Here is an 18,193-nt window from a genome sequence, read left to right on the forward strand (position 1 = left end):
TAAAAGAATTTACCAATGACGTTAAAGATCAGGAGTTATTTTTGAAAGCGCAAAAGAGCCGTTTTTGTATCTTCATTGATTTGGCGCAATTTAAATTCCATTTTGGGGAACACCAAGCCTCCACCAACGCCGACTTTGATTGCGACGTGAAAAACATCGTGCTTTCTATTTTTTGCCGGAAGCCACGAGCCTTCAAGGCCCAGAAGGGCATCTGCCACAAGACCAACACCTCGGCCGTATACTCCGCCATGCAGTTCATCAACATTCACGCCACTTGGAATAAAAGTGAACATCCACTTATAGGCGATTTCAAACTTAAAGCCTCCATTGTGAAAGTCACAAATAAAGAGCTCTTTCATGTCAATCAACTCATTTGTTTTCGGATCCCGAATCGTGGCATCAAAATACCAAGTGTCGTGATCTAACAAAAAGGCCCAGTTCATTCCGGCAGAATAAAGATATCCTTGAATCGGGATTTTTTGTTCTGGTTTGACACCCAATTGTTGCTGCAATGTTTGGATGAGCGCGCTGATTTGCTCGGGGTTCAGGTCCGTGTTCTTTGCCAATGACTCGGTCAATTTTTCTTTTGAAATTCCAGTATCGTTGTCAAAACTTGCGGCATAGACGGATTTCATTTGTACAAAGAAACAGAATAAAACCGATATGCAGGCCCACAGAATTCTTTGAGTCATAATCACCTCTGCCTAAATCCTAACTGCACTCTCGGTAAAAGCCAAAGATTCTTATTCGGCACGGGTGTGAAAACACAACTCATCTTCCTGAAGTTTCAAGGTTAATTTTAGGTTAAGAGGAGAATTTCAACGTGAACTTAAAACAACGGTTTTCAAATTTTGTTGATCAAATGGGAAAGCATGAGGTCTTTATTCTGTCGGCTTCGATTGCTTATACGACGGGCTTGGCACTGGCTCCGTTCGTGCTGATCCTCTTATCGCTGGCAGCGCTTTTTGGTGATCAAACTCGTGAAAAAATCTTTACGGGATTTTCTGATGTTGTCGGCAAACAAGCGAGCGGTTCGATTCAAATGATTGTTGAAAATGCAGAACGCAATCCTACCGGAACGGGGATTTCTGGTGTCATCGGATTTATTGTGCTTTTAATTTCAGCTTCCGCCATTTTTTCGCAACTTCGTTATGCTCTGGATAAAATCAACGAACACAAAGCCGGCGAAAAAGAGCAAGGCATTATGGGTTTTGTGAAAGATCGTTTTTTCTCTATGGGATTGTTGCTGGGTTTCGTGTTTTTAGCGATTGCTTCAATGCTTCTGACAACTGTATTGACTGTAGCTTTTCCTGAACAGCAGGGGTGGATCTGGCAAACTGTGGCTTTCGTTGTAAGCTTCGTGGTTTTCAGCTTTCTTTTTACCGCGATCTACCGTTTTGTGCCTTCCGACAGAATGGTATGGAAAAGGTGTGCGATTGCCGGGGTCACCAGCGCGATTTTTTTCGTAATCGGAAAGACCCTCATAGGTCTTTATCTGGGAACGGCAGGCCTTGAAAAGTCCTATGGCGCTGCGGGTTCCATCGTCGTGTTTTTAGCTTGGGTTTATTATACCGCTTTAACATTGCTGGTTAGCTATGAGTTCGCCAACTGGATGATTTTAGGGGCAACCCCGGTCTTAGCTAAAGATCAAGAAGCGCCTAAGAAAGAAAAGACGCCACCGCCACCGCGCACTCGTCCTCGCAGTCCTGATCTCAGTATGTAAGCTTCTTAGACAGTTCTGCATTTTCTACATCGGGTTCGGGCCGCCGTGGGAATAGGGTCTTAAGTTTGCTAAAACGACAGCAATGACATGGCGTCCTTGGAGCTATTTTCTATTTCTGTTTTTCCTATCCTTTAGCGCTGGCGCTTCAAACTCTTTCATTGACCCAGAAAATCTTCGACTTAAAAAAATAATTTCTTACGGTGGGGCGAACTATCTTACTGGCAAAAACATCAAAGTCGCCGTCATTGATTCGGGAGTTTCGTTGCCTGAATCCTATGATGCCCAAATACTTCCGGGCTGGGATGCCTTTGACAATGATACGACCTTTGAAGATTCCGATGGGCATGGGACTGCGGTAGCGGGAATAATTCTGTCTTTAGCTCCGCAGGCGCAAATCATGTCTGTGCGAGCGTTCAATCAAGGAATGGGTTCTATCGCTGCCGCTATTGAGGGATTTAAGTTTGCTGTGGATCAAGGCGTTTTTATTGTGAATTGCTCCTTTTCCCTGAGCGAAGATATTCTGCGACAGATGCGGGCTTCGGTGGGCCCTGAGCGCTTTAAACGAACTCTGTTGATTTGGTCTTCAGGCAATCAGTCATGGCAGCTTCCTGATTTCGAAGAGTCTTGGCCCAATGTTATTGTTGTAGGAGCAACGAATCTGAATCCACCGATCTCTCGCGTTTTTTACTCTAACACGGGCTCCGTTGTTGATGTCTTAGCGCCTGCCGGGGACCCCGGGGATGGCCTGACGACATGGACTCCTCAAGGCGACTACCGAACATTCAATGGAACTTCCGGGGCAGCTCCCGTCGTGGCGGGGCTTGCGGTTTTGTATAAAGAGCAAAACGCCGGGGCTTCACCCGCGGCTATCAAGCGCGCCATTGTCGAATCTTCTTGTAGGGGAGTTGTAAACTCCGCACGTCTGCTTAGCATTTCTGAAGCTTGCCCGGCATTGTGATCGTCAACACCAGCCTGCGATAAATCACCTATATAAAGCCAAAAATCCCCCGTAAATTTAAATAAAGGGGAGGTTTCGATGAGAGCGCAAGCCGCAAAATCTATAGTCAGAAAAGAGAAGGCCCACGTCGCCGGCAGAAAGGCCGCTAAAAAAAGATTGTCGGATGTTCCAGGAGCGAAGTTAAAAAAGATTCTAAAAACCGAGGCCGACACGATGATTGAGCCCGCCAAAAGAGCGGCTCCGAAAAGCACTCAAGGTCAAAATCGTCGCCGTAAAAAAGGCACTACTCAAAATCCAGAGCGAAGTGAAGAACGACGTCAAAGCCGGATGAAGCACTGATGATCGAGGTTCAACTTCTTAAAGCTGTCGAATTTGCCGCCGAGGCGCATGTGGGACACAAGCGCAAATCAAGTGATGAACCTTATATAAATCATTTGATTCGTGTTGCTCATCAAGCAGCGAAGGCCGGTCTGTCATTAGAGGCAGTCGAAGCCTCTTTACTTCACGACATTCTTGAAGATACCAGTGTTACCGCGGAAGACCTGGAACAGGCGTTTAGCAAACGGGTGGTAGACCTGGTAGAGCTCATGACTCAGTGGTGGCCCGACGATGCCCCCCAAAATTTGAAACGCACGGAAATTCCAAAGTACTATGCAGCGATATTAAAAGATCCTGAAGCCATTGCGATCAAACTTTTGGATCGGGCAGACAACTTGCGAGAGATGGCTAGAACAATCGATATTGTACCAAGGTGGGCGCAACGATATCTCAAAAAATCAGAGATGGAGATGGAGGAGCTGTTAAATCAATCCCAACATCTCTTCGCGGTCGAGGACTGCCGGCGCGCACTTGAAGAGTTGCGCCGGGCTCTTATGAAACATAAGCCTTCTAGGTCACTGGATGTTTAGCGGGAACTGGAAATTTAAGCCGATAAATGTTTGAAAGTTGGGAACTCCGTCACCTTCATGCGCCACCGTCCATTGAGGTTCCGCGAAAAGATTCATATTAATTCCACCTTCAAGTTTCCAGATTTTGCCACCCCCAACACCGACCGGAATATAATAGTCACCTGTTTCAAAATTGAAGAACCAAATTCCTGTCGAGCGGGCATAAAATCCTGCGGGAAGGTTGTACATGATCAAAGGTTGAAAGGTTGTGATGTTTTGAGTGGGCCGGTCTTCATCACCTGCTATGTCGTGTTGATATGTTAGCAGGGCTCCGACAAGTCCCCAGGGTTTTGGACTGATCGCCGTTCCCGAAAATCCAATTTGCCATTTTCCTGCTCCCGTTTCATCTTCACTCGCCGTCGGAAAAACGAAGTAGGGGCCGATTCCAAGTTGCACGTTCCCTATAGGTCGAAGCAAAAATATATCGAATATATTTAGATCACCAACGCCAGTGATTTGGTCGCCGTCAATTCCCGGGACACTAAGATAAGGAAGAGACACTCTGGTCAATTGGGGCAATCCGCCTATTTTTTGCGGAGTCGAGCCCCTCAGGAAAAACGTGTTTGAAGTTTCGTCGGTTCCGAATATTGATGAAGCTATGTAATCGTGAAAGTTCAATCCGACAGAAGGTGTTAAGGGGTTGTTAGACTTGTTCATCTCATCGTCTGAAACTTCGGAAAAAGCACGGGGAGCAAATAGAATCATCATCACGAAGAAAATCGACTGCAGTTTCATCAAAAACTCCTTTTAAAAATGATACGGATTTTGTTTACGACAAACGAACCGTATTAATGAGCATTGAAGAAAAACAGGCGTATGTTGAAATCGCAGTATTTTAATCAAACAAGTTGGACTCAAAGTGACCATTTGCACTAGCATCTGTGCAAATTTTGTGTGGGAGTTTAATAATCGAGATCGAGATCAGATCGATTAATAAGAGACAATAACATATAAAGAAAAGAAGGGCGCGTAGAGCTCCCTTCTTACTGTTTTAAAATGACTATTTCAAAATTAAAGTCGGTTGGGCGCCGTCTGGTGTTGTTAAAATAAAGAAGTCATACTGACCTGTGCTTACAGGAATTGACAAAAGGAATTTCTGTTCTGCCTCTAATAAAGCCTGTGTAGCAAATTGCAGTTGAGCTCTGTAAGTATAGGCGTTCAGCTTCCAAAGTCTTGGTTCAGACGCAATAGCAGAGCCTTCACTAACCTGAGTCAGGCTTGGAGCATAGAATGTGTTGTAGTCTTTAGGAACGCCTTGTCCGTTCAGGCAGTCAGCCTCAACGATGGATATAATGACTTTTGTAATTTGAGGCCCGCGAATAACCGCTTCAACTGTTGGCAAAATCACTTCTTTACGGTCACCTTGAGAACAGTAGTGTTTTACCTCAGGTGGTGCATCTAAAGAAACAGAGCGAGCTTCGCTGACACAAGTACCTAGTAAAAGAACAAGAGATAAGATGGAACGCATTTTAATCCTCCTAAATTTGGATAGGCTCTCATAAAACGGTTTTTGGTATGTCATAAAGATAAAAACACTTATCTACAAAAATCTTGCGGATCTTTCGTACCCGAATTGTTTAAACATGATGAATTTGAAACGGAAAGAAGCTTGATTAATGGATGTTCCGGAGCATCCCGCGAATTAAACTGCGATTGGCGTTGACGGAAGGAACTACGAATCGCAAGCTTAAAGAGATTCGTTTTAAGGAGGCTTCATGAAAAACATTTTGCTCGCCAGCGCAGTCCTGTTTTCAGCTCACTTCGCAAATGCAAAAACTTTGGATCTTCTTTGTAAAAACAGGGAACATCTTGCTCAAATTAGTTTTGATGCAGAGATCATTCACATGGCCTGCCGTAACGAGGCTCATCCGCATCCGGCGATCTCTTACTCCTTGAACCTTGGAGACGCTGTGACCTGGTCTCCGGTTCGCACTGTCTTGTTGTGTTCTGAACCTTTGCAAAAGACGATGATGACGTTCCACCGCAGCCCGGAAGAGTCTATTTACGTGGAAGTTGAGCATGGACTTAAAAGAGCGACAGCTTCATTAAAAGTTCAAGGTCAGCACTACAACATGGAATGCATCTCGACCCTTTAAAATTTTTCCACGTTACAGGGACTTCCGAAAGTCCCTGTATTTCTTTATAGCTGTTTTTCGCGAAGACGTTTAATCTTTCTAAACAACACTGACTAGACTTCATGAGTTTGTGATGCATTCTTTATCACTTCGCTGTATCTCTTCTTTATGCGGTATGTACGTTCTATCTTTTTGTGTTTCGTGGGGCTGGTCTGTTCTGTGGTTTCAAAGGCCGAATCCATCTCCTTAGTCGCGACGACAGGTTATAAAGATGTTGAGGCTTATAAAGAGGCCGTGGAGTTTGTTGCTGATTCCATCCAAAGCGTGGGAATCACCGTCAAGCTCATAGAGCTTCCCAGAAAGCGCAATGCTGCTGAAGTGAATAATGGAACTTTTGACGCTTTACCTATTCGCGGACTAGAAGATGCCCAAGAATTTCCCAACGTCATTACCTCAAGTATACCTGTTGCCTTCACCAATTTTCGAATGATGTGGCTTAAAGACAAAACCGTGAACGGTTCGGAGATTCATAAATACTCTGGGGCGATCGTGTTAAACAATGCCACTCTTCAGGCAAGAGTTAAAAAAGTCGGACTTAAGGTCACAGAGGTGAACGTTGGGTACGCTGAACTTTTAAAGCTCTTGAATTCTAAAAGGGTTGATTACGTCATCATGCCTGAAGAGATTATTGAAAGCCTCAAGGCGGCAAGTCCAAAGCTCGCTGAAGGTGTGCAAGTCAGTGAGAGCATTTTTGTGCGCACCCCTCTTTATTTTACGATGCACAAAAAACACAAGGATCTGATGGTGAAGATTGAAGAAGGTCTTCGCAAATCTTTAAAAGGGGATTTATCAAAGTACCCCTTCATACGGCATTCTTTGAATGTAAAGTTAGAGAAAGAATAATCTGCGTCGTCTAGCGAAACAAGGACGTCGTTAGACGTCCTTGTTTTTATTAATCAAAGAGTTCTTCAAAGAAAGATTTTCTTCGTTTATAAGGTTTGTGACCGTAACCAGGGTTTGCATTTGGCATGAAAGCCTCTTGTGAAGGCTGTGCACGTTTTTCTTCTTCTTCTTGGGATCTATCTAGAATTTTATCAAGCTCGCCTTTATCTAACCAGATACCACGGCATTCAGGACAGTAATCGATTTCCACACCTTTTCTTTCACTCATGACCAGATCTTTATCTTTACAGTGAGGGCATTTCATAACGGACCTCCTTTTCTTTCGATCAGGTTACCAAAATGCAGTTCATTCAGATAATAGATAATTAATAAGAAAATCTTCGTTTAAATGAATAAGATCGTTGTTATTGTCCTAAGGTGACTTCATTCAGATGACATTAGAGGGTGCAAGGAATATAGGAATGCCCATAGTTTAGACACTGCATTTAATATTCGCGTACCATTTTTATCTGCTCGACGAAAAGACGCGCCTTTCTTGCGATTCCTGTATACATTGCGGGGATGAATAATTTCTCAGAATTCGGTCTATTACCTTCTCTTTTAAAAACTCTTAAAACGCAGCGTATTTTTACGCCGACAGAAATTCAGCGCATGGCCATTCCCTTGCTCATGTCGGGTCAATCCGTTGTCGGTGTTTCTGAAACTGGCAGTGGTAAGACACTGACCTATGCTCTGCCACTTTTAAACATGCTTAAAAAATTGGAAGAGGACGGGGAGCCAGTGAAGGCTGAGGCAGCTCCGCGCGCGCTGGTGATGGTGCCGTCTCGCGACCTCGGCGAACAGGTGGCCAAGGTCTTTAAGACTTTTACTCATGAAACCCGTCTGCGTGTGCGTCCGGCTTTAGGCGGGATGAGCATGGAACAAACGATTCGCAACATTAGCGGCTCTTTTGAGATTTTGTTAGCCACCCCGGGACGCTTGATTCAACTGCTGAATAAAAAGCTGATTGATTTATCGGACGTGCGTGTTTTGGTTTTTGATGAAGCGGATCAGATGTTGGATAAAGGATTTTTGACGGATTCGAACTATATCGTGGATACCTGTCCTCAGGATATTCCATTAGCACTTTTTTCCGCGACAGTTTCCAAGAATGTTGAAGAGATGATGAACTCGCTTTTTGCTAAGGCGGAGGTCATTCGTAGTGGTGGTAGCGGTAAAACCGCAAAAACTCTGACGACAAAGAATGAAACCGTGATTGATGGCCTTCGTTGGCCTATCTTTGAAAAGCTTTTAAAGAAGAAAATCGAAGGTGGAACCATTGTCTTTGCGAACACACGTGAGCAATGCGACAAGATCGCCAAAGAAATGACGGATAAAGGCTACAAGTGCCTTCTTTATCGCGGTGAAATGGATAAAAACGAACGTCGAACAAATCTTAAAAAATTTCGCAGCGGAGAAGTCGACCTGTTGATTTCGACAGACTTAGCGGCTCGCGGTTTAGATGTACAACACGTCGGCCGAGTTATTAACTATCATCTTCCGCAACAACTGGATAACTATCTTCACAGAGCGGGACGCACAGCACGCGCCGGTCGTGAAGGCTTGGTCGTCAATCTTGTCACTGAGCGCGACCTCCCATTGATCGCGAAAATCGAAGGCAAAGGCCAAACGGCGAAAGAATTGAAATCTCGCTTTAAGGACAAAGACGGCAAACGCCTACACGTGAAGCGCGATGAGAAAGCCGTGAAGAAGAAATAGAGGATAGAAACTCTCCGCACTTTTGATCGAAGAGTCGAATTCAATCTCTCCGAAATGAAAAAAGCCTTTTGAAGCGAACCACGGTTGTGACCACTATCAAAAGGCTTTCGAAGCTCTGTGTAAAGCCGGTTCCCTAAGCTTTTAAATAAAATTCGTGGGGAGTGGGTTTGTATCCAAACTCAAACCAAACCAGGCCATGTTCTTTTTCCCAAGCTTCAACTGTCGCAAGGTACTCTTTTGGCCAAAGTCCTTTCAAAATTGCTGTTTGCTTGTACTGAAGCCACCCATTCACCGAATGAGCCTTTGAGTAGACGCTCTTGCAAGTTGAAAGTAATAATTTTCTAAGCTCAGTGTTCTCCACCTCTTCAAGAACTGAAAACTCAGGCGCATTTTCATTTTTAGCGATCGCTCTTTGAATCCTGTTCGCTTCAAGAATTGAAACTCCTGTCGTTCTTGCAAGAATTTTAAGCCAGTCCTCACGGAATATTAATAAGCCCTTGGTGTCCTTCAGTTCCGGTAAAGAGCTGGGACAATCGCTCGCCCTTCGCTGTGGGTAAGCAAAGAACTCCTCGCGCATTCCCAGCGACATTAAACAGTCTTGAACCATATAATCCATAGGGCTTTCAAAGCTATTTACTTTAAAGAACTCTTCAAGCTCCTCATTCTTCCATCGAGATTTTTCACGCCATTCAACAGAACTATTCTGATGTGCGTGGAAATTAGGATTCCAGTCGAGCCAGAAAAGACCTCGCGTACCATTTTTAGGGGCTTGTAAAATCATCGGGTCATAGTCGGAAAAGGAATTAAACTCCACTTTGCCGATTTGTTTTTCAAGGGATTTAAAAATATCTAAAAGGGGACTTCGAAAGGCGATGACCTCGACGCCAGTTTTTTGCGTGAGTTCATCACACATCCGACCAATTTCTTCATGACGAGAATACTCGACATCCAGCCAAACAAATTTAGTGGCACTAAAAAGCTCGGGCAATAACCCATAGTCCATAGGATTTCTTTTTGAATAACCTTCGGCAAATAAAACTAAACTGCCTGCCGAATTTCCGCGCCCAGGGCCTAAAAGAATATTTTCTTTTTTTGCGTATTCGATAATCTCGCGAATGCCAGCAATAACTTGCTTTTTCTCATGGGAATAAAGCGAGATCTCTTCACGCACTTGTAAAAGAGCATGCTCATCAACAACGCCTTTTCTTTTTAGATTGTTCTCGCTGATTTCTAGGATGTTCTCCATAACTTGAGTCCTCTCTGTCTCTGACAATTCCTTGTCTTGGTTTAAAGAGGTCAAAATGGATTCCAGGCTTTTTATCTGTTGCTGCATTTGGGCGGCACTTTTGCGACTCTCATAAAGACGCGCTTCTAGGAGTTCTTGCAGTGATTGCTCGTTAGTTTCGCGCAACAATGTCTTAATTTGCTCAAGCGTAAAACCAAGATGTTTGTAGTGCACAATGCGTTTCGCCGCCGAGACTTGCTCGGTCGTATACACGCGATAACGGCTTTCACTCCGAGTATGCGGAGATAAAATCCCCTTTTCTTCATAGAGGCGCAAAGCTTTAACCGAAAGCCCTGTGAGTTCGCCAAATTCGCTGATAGTAAGCCAGTTCTTCATCATGAACCTCTGATACTAAGGCTCAAGTCCGCCCCAAGGGCAGAGTAAAGTAAAAAAAAAGGGCGGATAGAACGGGATGGGGCTCGCGCCGTCGTGGCGCTCGGTCCTTCGGACTGCCTTCGGCACCCTCGCGCTAGCATCCTGCTAGGGCGATCGAAGCAACTAAGACCTTCAAAAGAACAAAACCAAATGGGCCCCAGCGCCATAGCGATGGGGTTCAGCAACATTTTTTTAAATTATGGTGAGATGAGAGAATCGAACGAACAGCCGCGCTGTTTAAAAAAATGGTCGGGGAGATAGGATGGGGCTCGCGCCGTCGTGGCGCTCGGTCCTGCGGACTGCCTCCGGCACCCTCAAAATAGCATCCTGCTATTTTGATCGAACCTACGACAGCTTGACCGATAAATTCGAAGCCTATCGCTTCCAGATCACAAAAACAAAAAAGCCGACTGGCATCTTTGATGCCACTCGGCTTTTTTGAAAAAGTTGGTCGGGGAGATAGGATTCGAACCTACGACCCTCTGGTCCCAAACCAGATGCGCTACCAGACTGCGCTACTCCCCGACGAGGAGTGGACAATAAATAATTATTGGCCCTGTTGTCAAATCACTAGATAGTAACGCACGACATTGCTATTCTTTTTTTCATGGAAAACTTCATAAACTCGCTTCCCAAACCTGTTCTCGCATTTTTAGCCATATTAATAGGCATCGGCGTCTTCATGCTGGTCAGCCCGCCGCACACGGTTTGTGATTCCCAGCAGACGACTTTTCAAGAGTTGCAGAAGGGGAATATCTTCCCAACAGAGATTAAGAAGAACAAAATTCCTCCTACAATTGTTCGCGCTAAAGAGGCTTGTCAGCTCGGAAACAGCGCGGGTTCCTGCTATGAGTACTTCATGGTGCTGAAAAATGTGGCAGATGGTATCGGGAAGGCTTCTAGCGAATGCACGACGCAGTTATTTAACGTGACCGAAGTGCGCTCGGCGATGAATGACGGGATTGAGTTGATGGCGCGTTTGGCCTGGGGGATTAAGCCGCCCGAGCCAGGGATTGAAAGATTTGGTTGGATGCAAGAAGCCGACATCGCGATCTTCTGCCGTCTGAAGAACATCTACATTCGCGCCAACGGCGAAGAAGCGTGGGTGAATTTGCGTAAAAAAATATATGAAAAACTGCCGGGGGAGGAAGTGCCTCCACCGACAGATCCTACTCAGGTAGCGGTCGAACCTCGTAAGGCGACGCTGATGTTGAATGAGCAGGATATTTTCAATCGAAGTTTGTTCTCGGTTCGTTGCGAAGCTTTCTAGAGAGAATACACCTCCAAAGATTTCCACTGCGGCTTGCGGTTGCGATACTCAAGCCGTCCGTACAAAGCGAATGTTTCGTCATTGCGATTTTGAACCAGGAAGTTCAAAGCCTGCAGGCGAGAGATGTTCCATTCCGCAGGGTTCAGGCCGAAGTTTTTAAGCTGATTGCGAAGAAGTTCTAAAGTCATTTCGTTTTTCATAAAGGGTTCCTTTTTAAAGTGTGTTGTTGTTCGATGAACCCTTTGTGCAAGGCGAAAGCCGGATGCATGCAGCCTATAGCTGCGGTATATTTGAATTGAGCTGCTCCTTGTCTTGAGTTGTCTAGCCTCGTGGACTACCTTCTTGGACATGAGACGAAATGTTTTTTCCAAATATTTATTAGCGCAAGCGATCGTGATCGCCTTGGTGATGATTATCTTTAGAGTGATAGCGGACCGTCAGGTGGCGGCTACGGTCGCGGGATTTTTATTTGTTCTATTGCCTCTGGTCCTGATGGTTCTTGAATATCGTCGGGCCAAGTTCGCGCATCCCATCTGGTTTGCGGCGGTTTTGCAGTTCTGGATTCTTTTTGCCTTACCGATTTTAGGAATTCGCCTTCTAAATTGGGGAGTGCCATTTGATCAGCTATCGGCCTTTGGGGTGCCGGGACCGGTGTTGCATCAGTTCTCAAGTAAAAGTTACATGGTCATGATGATAGTGACGCTCTTCATATCCTGGAAACGTCCCCAGAAGGGTTGATCCTTCGTTGCTTGGGCGGGCGGCTTGTGCGGCCTACCTCCAGTAGGCCTCCGCGCCTTCCTCGGTCGCGCCTTGGCTGAACCCCTCTGGGAACGTTTCGGGTGGCGCGTAGGGTTGATGGGGAAGAAGAGGGGAGTTTTTGGGCATAAAAAAAGCCGGTCTTGGACCGGCTTTTTTTGTTTTCCCAACAGGAAATCTATAATTTCAGCAGTTTATTCGGGATTAGATCTCGAAAGGAACTGGAGAGATTGCTTCAGCTCTGTGGAAAGTATCGTAAGCGTCTGAACCAGAAGGCAATAGAGCTAGGTTACGAGCTTTTTTAACTGCAGCAGCCACTTTCTTTTGTTGAGCTACTGATAGTTTAGAGATGCGAGATGGAGTGATTTTACCACCGTCACCGATGAAACGAGTCAAAGATGCTGGATCTTTGTAATCGAATACGTGGTCGCCGGAGAATTCTTGACGGTATTTGCTACGAGTTGTCTTTTTCATTACTATCCTCTTTTTAGATTTCCTATTGGTTAGCGAGTTAATGTGTGTACAAGAAAAAAGAGTTGCCATCAAGTGTCTTTTTACTTTATATGGTTACTTCTTGTTTGCGGCGCCCCTATTTAATTTGAAGGATGGCGTTGACCCAGACTTGTAGCCAGACTGTATTAGAGGAGCTTCGTATGAGCAAATGTGAAATTACTGGAAAAGGCCCTGTTGTAAAAAACTTGGTGTCTCACTCCAACATTAAAACTAAATCAACAGCTCAACCAAATGTTCAAAAAAAACGCATCTTTAGCCGTGTTTTGAACCAAATGGTGAGATTGCAAATCGCAACTAGCGCGATCCGTGACATGGAGCACATGGGCGGTTTCGACAACTTTATTCTTAATTCTGACGACGCTAAGCTTTCTAAAAGAGCTATGGCTGTTAAATTGAGAATCAAAAAGAAAATCTCTACTAAGAAGTAATTAAGAGGCCGCAGATGAAATTGAAAATCAAAAAAGGCGCAACTGTACAAGTTATCACTGGATCTGACAAAGGTAAGAAGGGTTCAGTAATGGCTGTTGACGTTAAAAACATGAAAATCCAAGTTCAAGGTGTGAAAGTACAAACACACTATGACAAAAAAGACGGTCTTTTGAAAAAAGAAGGCTTCATCGACTACTCAAATGTGAAGTTGGTAGAAGCTGCTACTAAAGAGAAAAAGACTTCTAAAAAAGCTACTAAGTCTAAATCAGCTTAGTCATCTCTGAAGGTGCTGTCGTCCTGACAGCACCCTGGCTTTGCCTGGCGGCAAAGTTTTCCTAAGACAAAGTCTAAATTTGGTCCTTACAGCGATCTCTTCGTTTTAGTCTCCTATATAGCTGCGTAAAATCAAAGTTGGGTTTAGAAGTTTGTATTTCAACTGAACTTTGAAATAGAGGAGAGCAGCTTGAACAGGGACCAAATCTCAGCACTAAAAAGCAAAGTAGCACTGTTCTCGGCGACGACGACGGTGTTTTTTTTCGCGTCGTTAGCAGCCGCGGATCTTGGCGACTCTTTGGTGTTGTGCAAGAACAATAAGACCGTTCGTACCTTGCGTGTTGAAATGGGCGCAGACTCAAAATGCCGCGCGATTTACACGAAACAAGGTGTGGATGAAACCATTGGCTCTGGCCTCAATCCAAACTCTTGCGTTGAATTCGTATCGAATGTTCGCAAAAATCTAGAAGAAGCAAAGTGGAATTGCCGTGAAGTTAAAGAAGCACGCACTTCCAATGTTCTTATAGATTCTGCGGAGTAAAAAAATGAGTTCTTCCTCTGAGTTGGTGGTCGCAGCAGTGCAAATGACATCGATTGACGATGTCGACGCCAACCTTATGCAGATGGAAGCTCTTCTTGAAGAAACCTTCCGACAATCTCAACCTCGTCTGGTCTGCTTTCCTGAAAATTGCCTGTATTTGCGACTGAAAGAGGGCGAAAAAATCGAAGGTTTCGCCTTGGATCACTCGGCCTTCAAGTCACTTTCTGAGGCCGCAAAAAAATATAATACGTTTTTGCACCTGGGTTCGGTGCCTCTTTTTGTAGAGGGGCATTTGTATAATTCTTCCATGCTGATCACTCCACTTGGAGAAGTTCGACCCACTTATCAAAAGCTACATCTTTTCGACATCCAACTCGAAGGACAAAAACCTATTCGGGAATCCGATGTTTTTCGTCATGGTCAACGCCCGAATATCTTGGACATTGATGGGTGGAAAATTGGCGAAGCGATTTGTTATGATGTGCGATTTGCCGAGCTATTTTCTCAGTATGCTCGCAAGGAAGTGGATGTGATTTTATTGCCCGCAGCTTTTCTTGTTAAAACGGGAGAGGCCCATTGGGAAATCCTGCTGCGAGCAAGAGCGATTGAGAATCAGTCTTATGTCGTCGCCGCGGCACAGGGTGGTACGCACACAAGTTCTCATGGTGGCACTCGCGAAACTTACGGGCATTCTTTGTTGATTGATCCTTGGGGAACCGTTGTGGGACAAATTGAAAAGCGGGCGCCAGGCATCGCGGTTGCGAAGTTCACAAAAGATCGCATCGACAAAGTGCGCGCGCAAATCCCGATGAAGTTCCATCGTCGCTTGCCGGTGGGCTAAGGGTTGCCTAAAGTCTAGAAATCCTGCACTATTTCAATGACAATTTTCTCAATTAGCTTTTAATATGCGCTCAAAGCGCTAACAGGGAGCTGGATTATGATCCGAGTTTTCTTAGTTTTATTTCTGCTATCGTCTTTAGTGGGCTTTAAAGCCCTTGCTCAAGAAGCATCGGCAGAGCCTCAGTACGACGAAGCCCGTGAAGCTGAACTCGCTCAGAAGGCCAAAAAACGCATTTATCCTGGCGGCCGTGACGAAGAAGACCTCAAAGTCCAAAGTCAGCTAACAACCCCTGTGCGTAAGCTAGCTCCTCAAGCTGAAGTAAAAGAAGAAGCTACTGAGGAGTAGGGCCGGATGGCCGCAGAGCTGAAGAGCCGGCAGAGCGCAGGGCCTCGGCCCGAAGCTGAAGCAGCATTAGAATTTTTGTTTTGAGAATATTTTGGAGTACCTATGTCAATCTATACTGAACTACCAGAAGGCGTAACTCGCGAGACTATGGACGTTGACGTTTTGATCGTCGGCGGCGGAGCTGCGGGACTTTCTTGCGCGCTTCACTTGCAAAATCAAATTCAAAAACACAACGAAGACATTTTCGCGGGTCGCAAACAAGGCGAACAAATTCCTGATCAAATGATCGTGGTTTTGGAAAAGGCTTCTGAGATTGGTGCGCACAGTTTTTCCGGCGCCGTTTTAAATCCAAGAGCTTTGAGTGAACTTATTCCTAACTTCAAAGACGAAGGTTGCCCTATCGATTCCGAAGTTAAGAAGGATGCTGTTTATTATCTAGGTTCTGATTTCTCTTTCAAACTTCCGATCACTCCGCCTCCATTCCATAATGAAGGCAACTACATCATCTCTTTAAGCAAGTTCAACCGCTGGTTGGCAACGAAGTGTGAAGAGAAGGGCATCAACATCTTCCCAGGTTTCGCTGCGGTGGAAGCTCTTTATGAAGGAAATAAAATCGTCGGTGTTCGTACGGGTGATAAAGGCCGTGATAAAAATGGCAAACCTAAAGCGAACTTCGAACCAGGTTTGATCTTGAAGTCCAAAGTCACGATCTTCGCAGAAGGAACTCGTGGATCTTTGTTCAAACAAGTGGAAAAGAAATTGAACCTTCGCGCCGGTAAAAATCCAGATGTGTACGAAGAGGGCGTTAAGGAAGTGATCCAAATGCCAGCGGGTACAGTGGAAGCGGGCCAAGTGATTCACACTTTGGGGTTCCCTCTTTCTAAGTCTATCGGTGGAACTTTCATTTATACTCTTCCAGGGGACAAGATCATCGTAGGTCTTGTAGCTTACCTGGATTCTGAAGATCCTCTATTGGATCCACATCGTGAACTGCAAAAACTTAAAACTCATCCGTTCCTGCAAAGCATGCTCAAGGGCGGTAAAGTGGTCGCTTACGGTGGTAAGACTTTGCCAGCCGGTGGTTGGTATTCTATGCCGAAGCTTTACGGCGATGGATTCATGGTTTGCGGAGACTCTGCAAGCATGGTCGATGTACAAAAGCTCAAAGGCATCCACTTGGCGATGAAGTCGGGTATGCAAGCCGCTGACACCATTATGGAAGGTTTGGCGAAGGGTGCGGATTTCTCTGAAGCTGTTACCCAAGGTTATGAAAAGCGTATTGAGTCTTCTTATGTGAAAGACGATCTTTACCGCGTTCGTAACTTCCACCAAACTTTAAGCAAAGGAATGTTTGCATCTATGCCGCTTTTGGCATTGCAAGAGATCTCGGGTGGTCGCGGTCTTCATGATTTCATGAAAATCGATCATATCGACGCCGATACGACTGAAAAGGTCGTCGACGTTTGGGGTCCTTATGGTCTAGATCATGAGGATAATAAGCTGCCTAAGCCTGACGGAGAGCTTTTCTTTGATAAGCTTTCTAGTGTGTATTTGACGGGCACTATGCACGACGAGGATTCTCCTAATCACTTGATCCTTAAGGATGGGGATATCTGTCGTTCGGTATGTGAGCCTCAGTACAAATCACCGTGTAATCATTTCTGCCCAGCCTCTGTATACGAAATGGTACCGTCTACAGTTGAAGCAGGTAAGAAGGACTTACAAATCAATTATACCAACTGTATTCACTGTAAGACTTGTGATATTAAGTGCCCATTCGAAAACATCGAGTGGACCGTTCCTGAAGGGGGCGGTGGACCACAATATCGCGAAACATAGTGCGGCCTTCGATGACCGCCGAGTACTAGGGACTATCCCAGAGGCAAGGGCCTCGGACAGTCCTCGCGGACGTGCCCCTTCGGGGCTACTGCTGTGGAACTCGGCGTTTGCCTCTGGGATAGTCCCTAGTACTCGGCAGTCATCGAGTGCCTTCCAAATATAGCGGTATTTTTAGATGGGAAGCTTGGCGAGGGATCAGGCTTCTTTAACCAACGGAAAGGAACCGTTTATGCCTCAGTTTTTTGCCTCCACAGCTCGTGGCCTTGTAGAACCTCTTGAACAAGAATTAAAAGACCTCGGTCTTCAAGTTACCGGAAAATACATCGGTGGCGTTTTCTTCGAAAGCAATTGGGAAGGCTGCTATAAAGCGAATCTTCAATCTCGTCTTGCAAGCCGTATCTTAAAACCGGTTTTGGATTTCACGGCTTATCAGCCGGAAGAGCTTTACAATCAAATTCTTCGCCATGATTTCACGAAGTATATCAAGCCAACGCAAACGATCTCTATCGACGCGAGTGTGTCTGATTCAAAAATGCGTGATCAACGTTTTGTTGCGATGAAAGTGAAAGACGCTATCGTCGACCAATTCCGTGAAAAGTTTGGTGTACGTCCTGACGTTGATAATGAAAATCCATCTTTAAGAATTCACGTTCGCGCTATTAAAAATCAATTCAACGTTGCGATCGACACTTCGGGTGATAGCTTGTTTAAGCGTGGCTACCGTAAAGAAGTGGGCGATGCTCCTTTGAAAGAAAACTTGGCAGCAGGCCTGATCAAAGTTTCTGAATGGGATCAAAAATCTCCGATCGTGGACTTCATGTGTGGATCTGGAACTTTCTTGATTGAAGCCGCAATGATGGCTTTGAATATCGCTCCGGGTTTGAATCGCACTCGCTTCGGTTTCCAAAACTGGTTGAACTACGACAAAGGCCTTTGGGAGCAAGTTGTTCAAGAGGCGATGGATGCGGAAAAAGAAGAACTTGATTTCAAATTCTATGGTTTCGACATCGACAATCGCGTGATTAAAAATGCCAAAGATAATGCAAAACGTGCGGGCGTTGATCAAGTGATTGAGTTCAAAAAAGAATCGGTAGCGACGGTTGAGCCACCAGTTGAAAAAGGTTTGATCATTGTGAATCCTCCGTACGGTGCGCGTATCGGTGATGAAGACAATCTTCGTGACGTCTATCGTGATTTAAGTTTTACGCTTAAACATCGTTTCAAAGGTTGGGACGCGTGGATTCTTTCTGGAAACAAAGAGTTGATCGCTGATTTGAAATTGAAATCGACGAAGAAGCACTTTGTATTTAACGGCAATATCGAATGTCGTTTCCTAAAATATAGCATGTTCTAAGGCGCGTG

23 protein-coding genes and 1 tRNA gene are annotated in these 18,193 nt (G+C 45.1%); 16 read left to right on the plus strand and 8 right to left on the minus strand.

Going from position 1 to position 18,193, the window contains the following annotated elements; all coding sequences use genetic code 11:
* Positions 1-35 precede the first annotated feature (35 nt).
* Entirely contained in the window at positions 36-692 is a 657-nt protein-coding gene (locus AZI87_RS14695) for a hypothetical protein (RefSeq protein ID WP_063208684.1), read from the minus strand.
* Between the two features lie 131 nt (positions 693-823).
* Between AZI87_RS14695 and AZI87_RS14700 the strand changes: the two genes are divergently transcribed.
* The 4 genes from AZI87_RS14700 to AZI87_RS14715 all read left to right on the plus strand — a co-directional run bounded on the left by AZI87_RS14700 (position 824) and on the right by AZI87_RS14715 (position 3,589).
* Complete coding sequence (locus AZI87_RS14700; RefSeq protein ID WP_063208686.1) at positions 824-1,723, plus strand: YihY/virulence factor BrkB family protein; 900 nt, start codon at positions 824-826, stop codon at positions 1,721-1,723.
* A gap of 82 nt (positions 1,724-1,805) precedes the next feature.
* A complete protein-coding gene (locus tag AZI87_RS14705; RefSeq protein ID WP_063208688.1) occupies positions 1,806-2,681 on the plus strand; it encodes a S8 family peptidase in 876 nt (291 codons plus the stop codon).
* A 78-nt stretch (positions 2,682-2,759) separates the two neighbouring features.
* Complete coding sequence (locus AZI87_RS14710; protein ID WP_063208689.1) at positions 2,760-3,020, plus strand: hypothetical protein; 261 nt, start codon at positions 2,760-2,762, stop codon at positions 3,018-3,020.
* Positions 3,020-3,589: an HD domain-containing protein gene (locus AZI87_RS14715; RefSeq protein WP_063208690.1), complete on the plus strand. Its 570-nt coding sequence runs from the start codon at positions 3,020-3,022 to the stop codon at positions 3,587-3,589. Before AZI87_RS14710 ends, AZI87_RS14715 begins: the two co-directional genes overlap by 1 nt.
* On the opposite strand, the gene AZI87_RS14720 is transcribed toward AZI87_RS14715, so the two are convergent.
* Entirely contained in the window at positions 3,575-4,363 is a 789-nt protein-coding gene (locus tag AZI87_RS14720; RefSeq protein ID WP_063208691.1) for a hypothetical protein, read from the minus strand. The genes AZI87_RS14715 and AZI87_RS14720 overlap by 15 nt on opposite strands.
* Before the next feature lie 265 nt (positions 4,364-4,628).
* Positions 4,629-5,096 (minus strand): hypothetical protein, encoded by a 468-nt coding sequence (locus AZI87_RS14725; protein ID WP_063208693.1) that lies wholly within the window; start codon positions 5,094-5,096, stop codon positions 4,629-4,631.
* A 247-nt stretch (positions 5,097-5,343) separates the two neighbouring features.
* Here AZI87_RS14725 and AZI87_RS18225 point away from each other — a divergent pair, with 247 nt between their 5' ends.
* Both AZI87_RS18225 and AZI87_RS14735 read left to right on the plus strand, forming a co-directional pair.
* Positions 5,344-5,724 (plus strand): hypothetical protein, encoded by a 381-nt coding sequence (locus tag AZI87_RS18225; protein ID WP_063208695.1) that lies wholly within the window; start codon positions 5,344-5,346, stop codon positions 5,722-5,724.
* A 147-nt stretch (positions 5,725-5,871) separates the two neighbouring features.
* Positions 5,872-6,606 (plus strand): transporter substrate-binding domain-containing protein, encoded by a 735-nt coding sequence (locus AZI87_RS14735; RefSeq protein ID WP_155722586.1) that lies wholly within the window; start codon positions 5,872-5,874, stop codon positions 6,604-6,606.
* 49 nt (positions 6,607-6,655) lie between these two features.
* Here the strand turns inward: AZI87_RS14735 and AZI87_RS14740 are convergent, their stop codons facing one another.
* On the minus strand, positions 6,656-6,910 hold the full coding sequence (locus tag AZI87_RS14740) for a zf-TFIIB domain-containing protein (RefSeq protein WP_063208698.1): 255 nt from the start codon (positions 6,908-6,910) through the stop codon (positions 6,656-6,658).
* Between the two features lie 257 nt (positions 6,911-7,167).
* Between AZI87_RS14740 and AZI87_RS14745 the strand changes: the two genes are divergently transcribed.
* The gene (locus tag AZI87_RS14745) at positions 7,168-8,364 is read left to right on the plus strand and encodes a DEAD/DEAH box helicase (protein WP_081112242.1); all 1,197 of its coding nucleotides are present in this window, start codon (positions 7,168-7,170) and stop codon (positions 8,362-8,364) included.
* A 133-nt stretch (positions 8,365-8,497) separates the two neighbouring features.
* Here the strand turns inward: AZI87_RS14745 and AZI87_RS14750 are convergent, their stop codons facing one another.
* Together AZI87_RS14750 and AZI87_RS14755 are read right to left on the minus strand one after the other, a co-directional pair.
* Positions 8,498-9,988: a MerR family transcriptional regulator gene (locus AZI87_RS14750; RefSeq protein ID WP_081112243.1), complete on the minus strand. Its 1,491-nt coding sequence runs from the start codon at positions 9,986-9,988 to the stop codon at positions 8,498-8,500.
* A gap of 484 nt (positions 9,989-10,472) precedes the next feature.
* Positions 10,473-10,549 (minus strand) — tRNA-Pro (locus tag AZI87_RS14755).
* A gap of 82 nt (positions 10,550-10,631) precedes the next feature.
* Between AZI87_RS14755 and AZI87_RS14760 the strand changes: the two genes are divergently transcribed.
* Positions 10,632-11,294, plus strand: a complete 663-nt coding sequence (locus AZI87_RS14760) for a hypothetical protein (RefSeq protein WP_063208702.1) — start codon at positions 10,632-10,634, stop codon at positions 11,292-11,294.
* On the opposite strand, the gene AZI87_RS14765 is transcribed toward AZI87_RS14760, so the two are convergent.
* The gene (locus tag AZI87_RS14765) at positions 11,291-11,494 is read right to left on the minus strand and encodes a hypothetical protein (RefSeq protein ID WP_063208704.1); all 204 of its coding nucleotides are present in this window, start codon (positions 11,492-11,494) and stop codon (positions 11,291-11,293) included. The genes AZI87_RS14760 and AZI87_RS14765 overlap by 4 nt on opposite strands.
* Positions 11,495-11,642: 148 nt before the next feature.
* Between AZI87_RS14765 and AZI87_RS14770 the strand changes: the two genes are divergently transcribed.
* On the plus strand, positions 11,643-12,032 hold the full coding sequence (locus AZI87_RS14770) for a hypothetical protein (RefSeq protein WP_253696876.1): 390 nt from the start codon (positions 11,643-11,645) through the stop codon (positions 12,030-12,032).
* A gap of 222 nt (positions 12,033-12,254) precedes the next feature.
* Here AZI87_RS14770 and rpsR read toward each other — a convergent pair whose 3' ends face one another.
* Positions 12,255-12,524: a 30S ribosomal protein S18 gene (rpsR, locus tag AZI87_RS14775; RefSeq protein WP_063208708.1), complete on the minus strand. Its 270-nt coding sequence runs from the start codon at positions 12,522-12,524 to the stop codon at positions 12,255-12,257.
* A 179-nt stretch (positions 12,525-12,703) separates the two neighbouring features.
* Between rpsR and rpmB the strand changes: the two genes are divergently transcribed.
* The 7 genes from rpmB to AZI87_RS14810 all read left to right on the plus strand — a co-directional run bounded on the left by rpmB (position 12,704) and on the right by AZI87_RS14810 (position 18,185).
* On the plus strand, positions 12,704-12,991 hold the full coding sequence (gene rpmB / locus AZI87_RS14780) for a 50S ribosomal protein L28 (protein ID WP_041875865.1): 288 nt from the start codon (positions 12,704-12,706) through the stop codon (positions 12,989-12,991).
* A 14-nt stretch (positions 12,992-13,005) separates the two neighbouring features.
* Complete coding sequence (locus AZI87_RS14785) at positions 13,006-13,266, plus strand: KOW motif domain-containing protein (RefSeq protein ID WP_063208710.1); 261 nt, start codon at positions 13,006-13,008, stop codon at positions 13,264-13,266.
* Positions 13,267-13,455: 189 nt separating this feature from the next.
* On the plus strand, positions 13,456-13,806 hold the full coding sequence (locus tag AZI87_RS14790; protein ID WP_063208712.1) for a hypothetical protein: 351 nt from the start codon (positions 13,456-13,458) through the stop codon (positions 13,804-13,806).
* A gap of 4 nt (positions 13,807-13,810) precedes the next feature.
* Complete coding sequence (locus tag AZI87_RS14795) at positions 13,811-14,647, plus strand: carbon-nitrogen hydrolase family protein (RefSeq protein WP_063208714.1); 837 nt, start codon at positions 13,811-13,813, stop codon at positions 14,645-14,647.
* A gap of 96 nt (positions 14,648-14,743) precedes the next feature.
* Positions 14,744-14,992 (plus strand): hypothetical protein, encoded by a 249-nt coding sequence (locus AZI87_RS14800; protein ID WP_063208716.1) that lies wholly within the window; start codon positions 14,744-14,746, stop codon positions 14,990-14,992.
* 102 nt (positions 14,993-15,094) lie between these two features.
* A complete protein-coding gene (locus tag AZI87_RS14805; protein WP_063208717.1) occupies positions 15,095-16,831 on the plus strand; it encodes an electron transfer flavoprotein-ubiquinone oxidoreductase in 1,737 nt (578 codons plus the stop codon).
* 229 nt (positions 16,832-17,060) lie between these two features.
* Entirely contained in the window at positions 17,061-18,185 is a 1,125-nt protein-coding gene (locus tag AZI87_RS14810; protein WP_063209562.1) for a THUMP domain-containing class I SAM-dependent RNA methyltransferase, read from the plus strand.
* Positions 18,186-18,193 lie beyond the last annotated feature (8 nt).

It is taken from the genome of Bdellovibrio bacteriovorus (assembly GCF_001592745.1).
GTDB lineage: Bacteria > Bdellovibrionota > Bdellovibrionia > Bdellovibrionales > Bdellovibrionaceae > Bdellovibrio > Bdellovibrio bacteriovorus_B.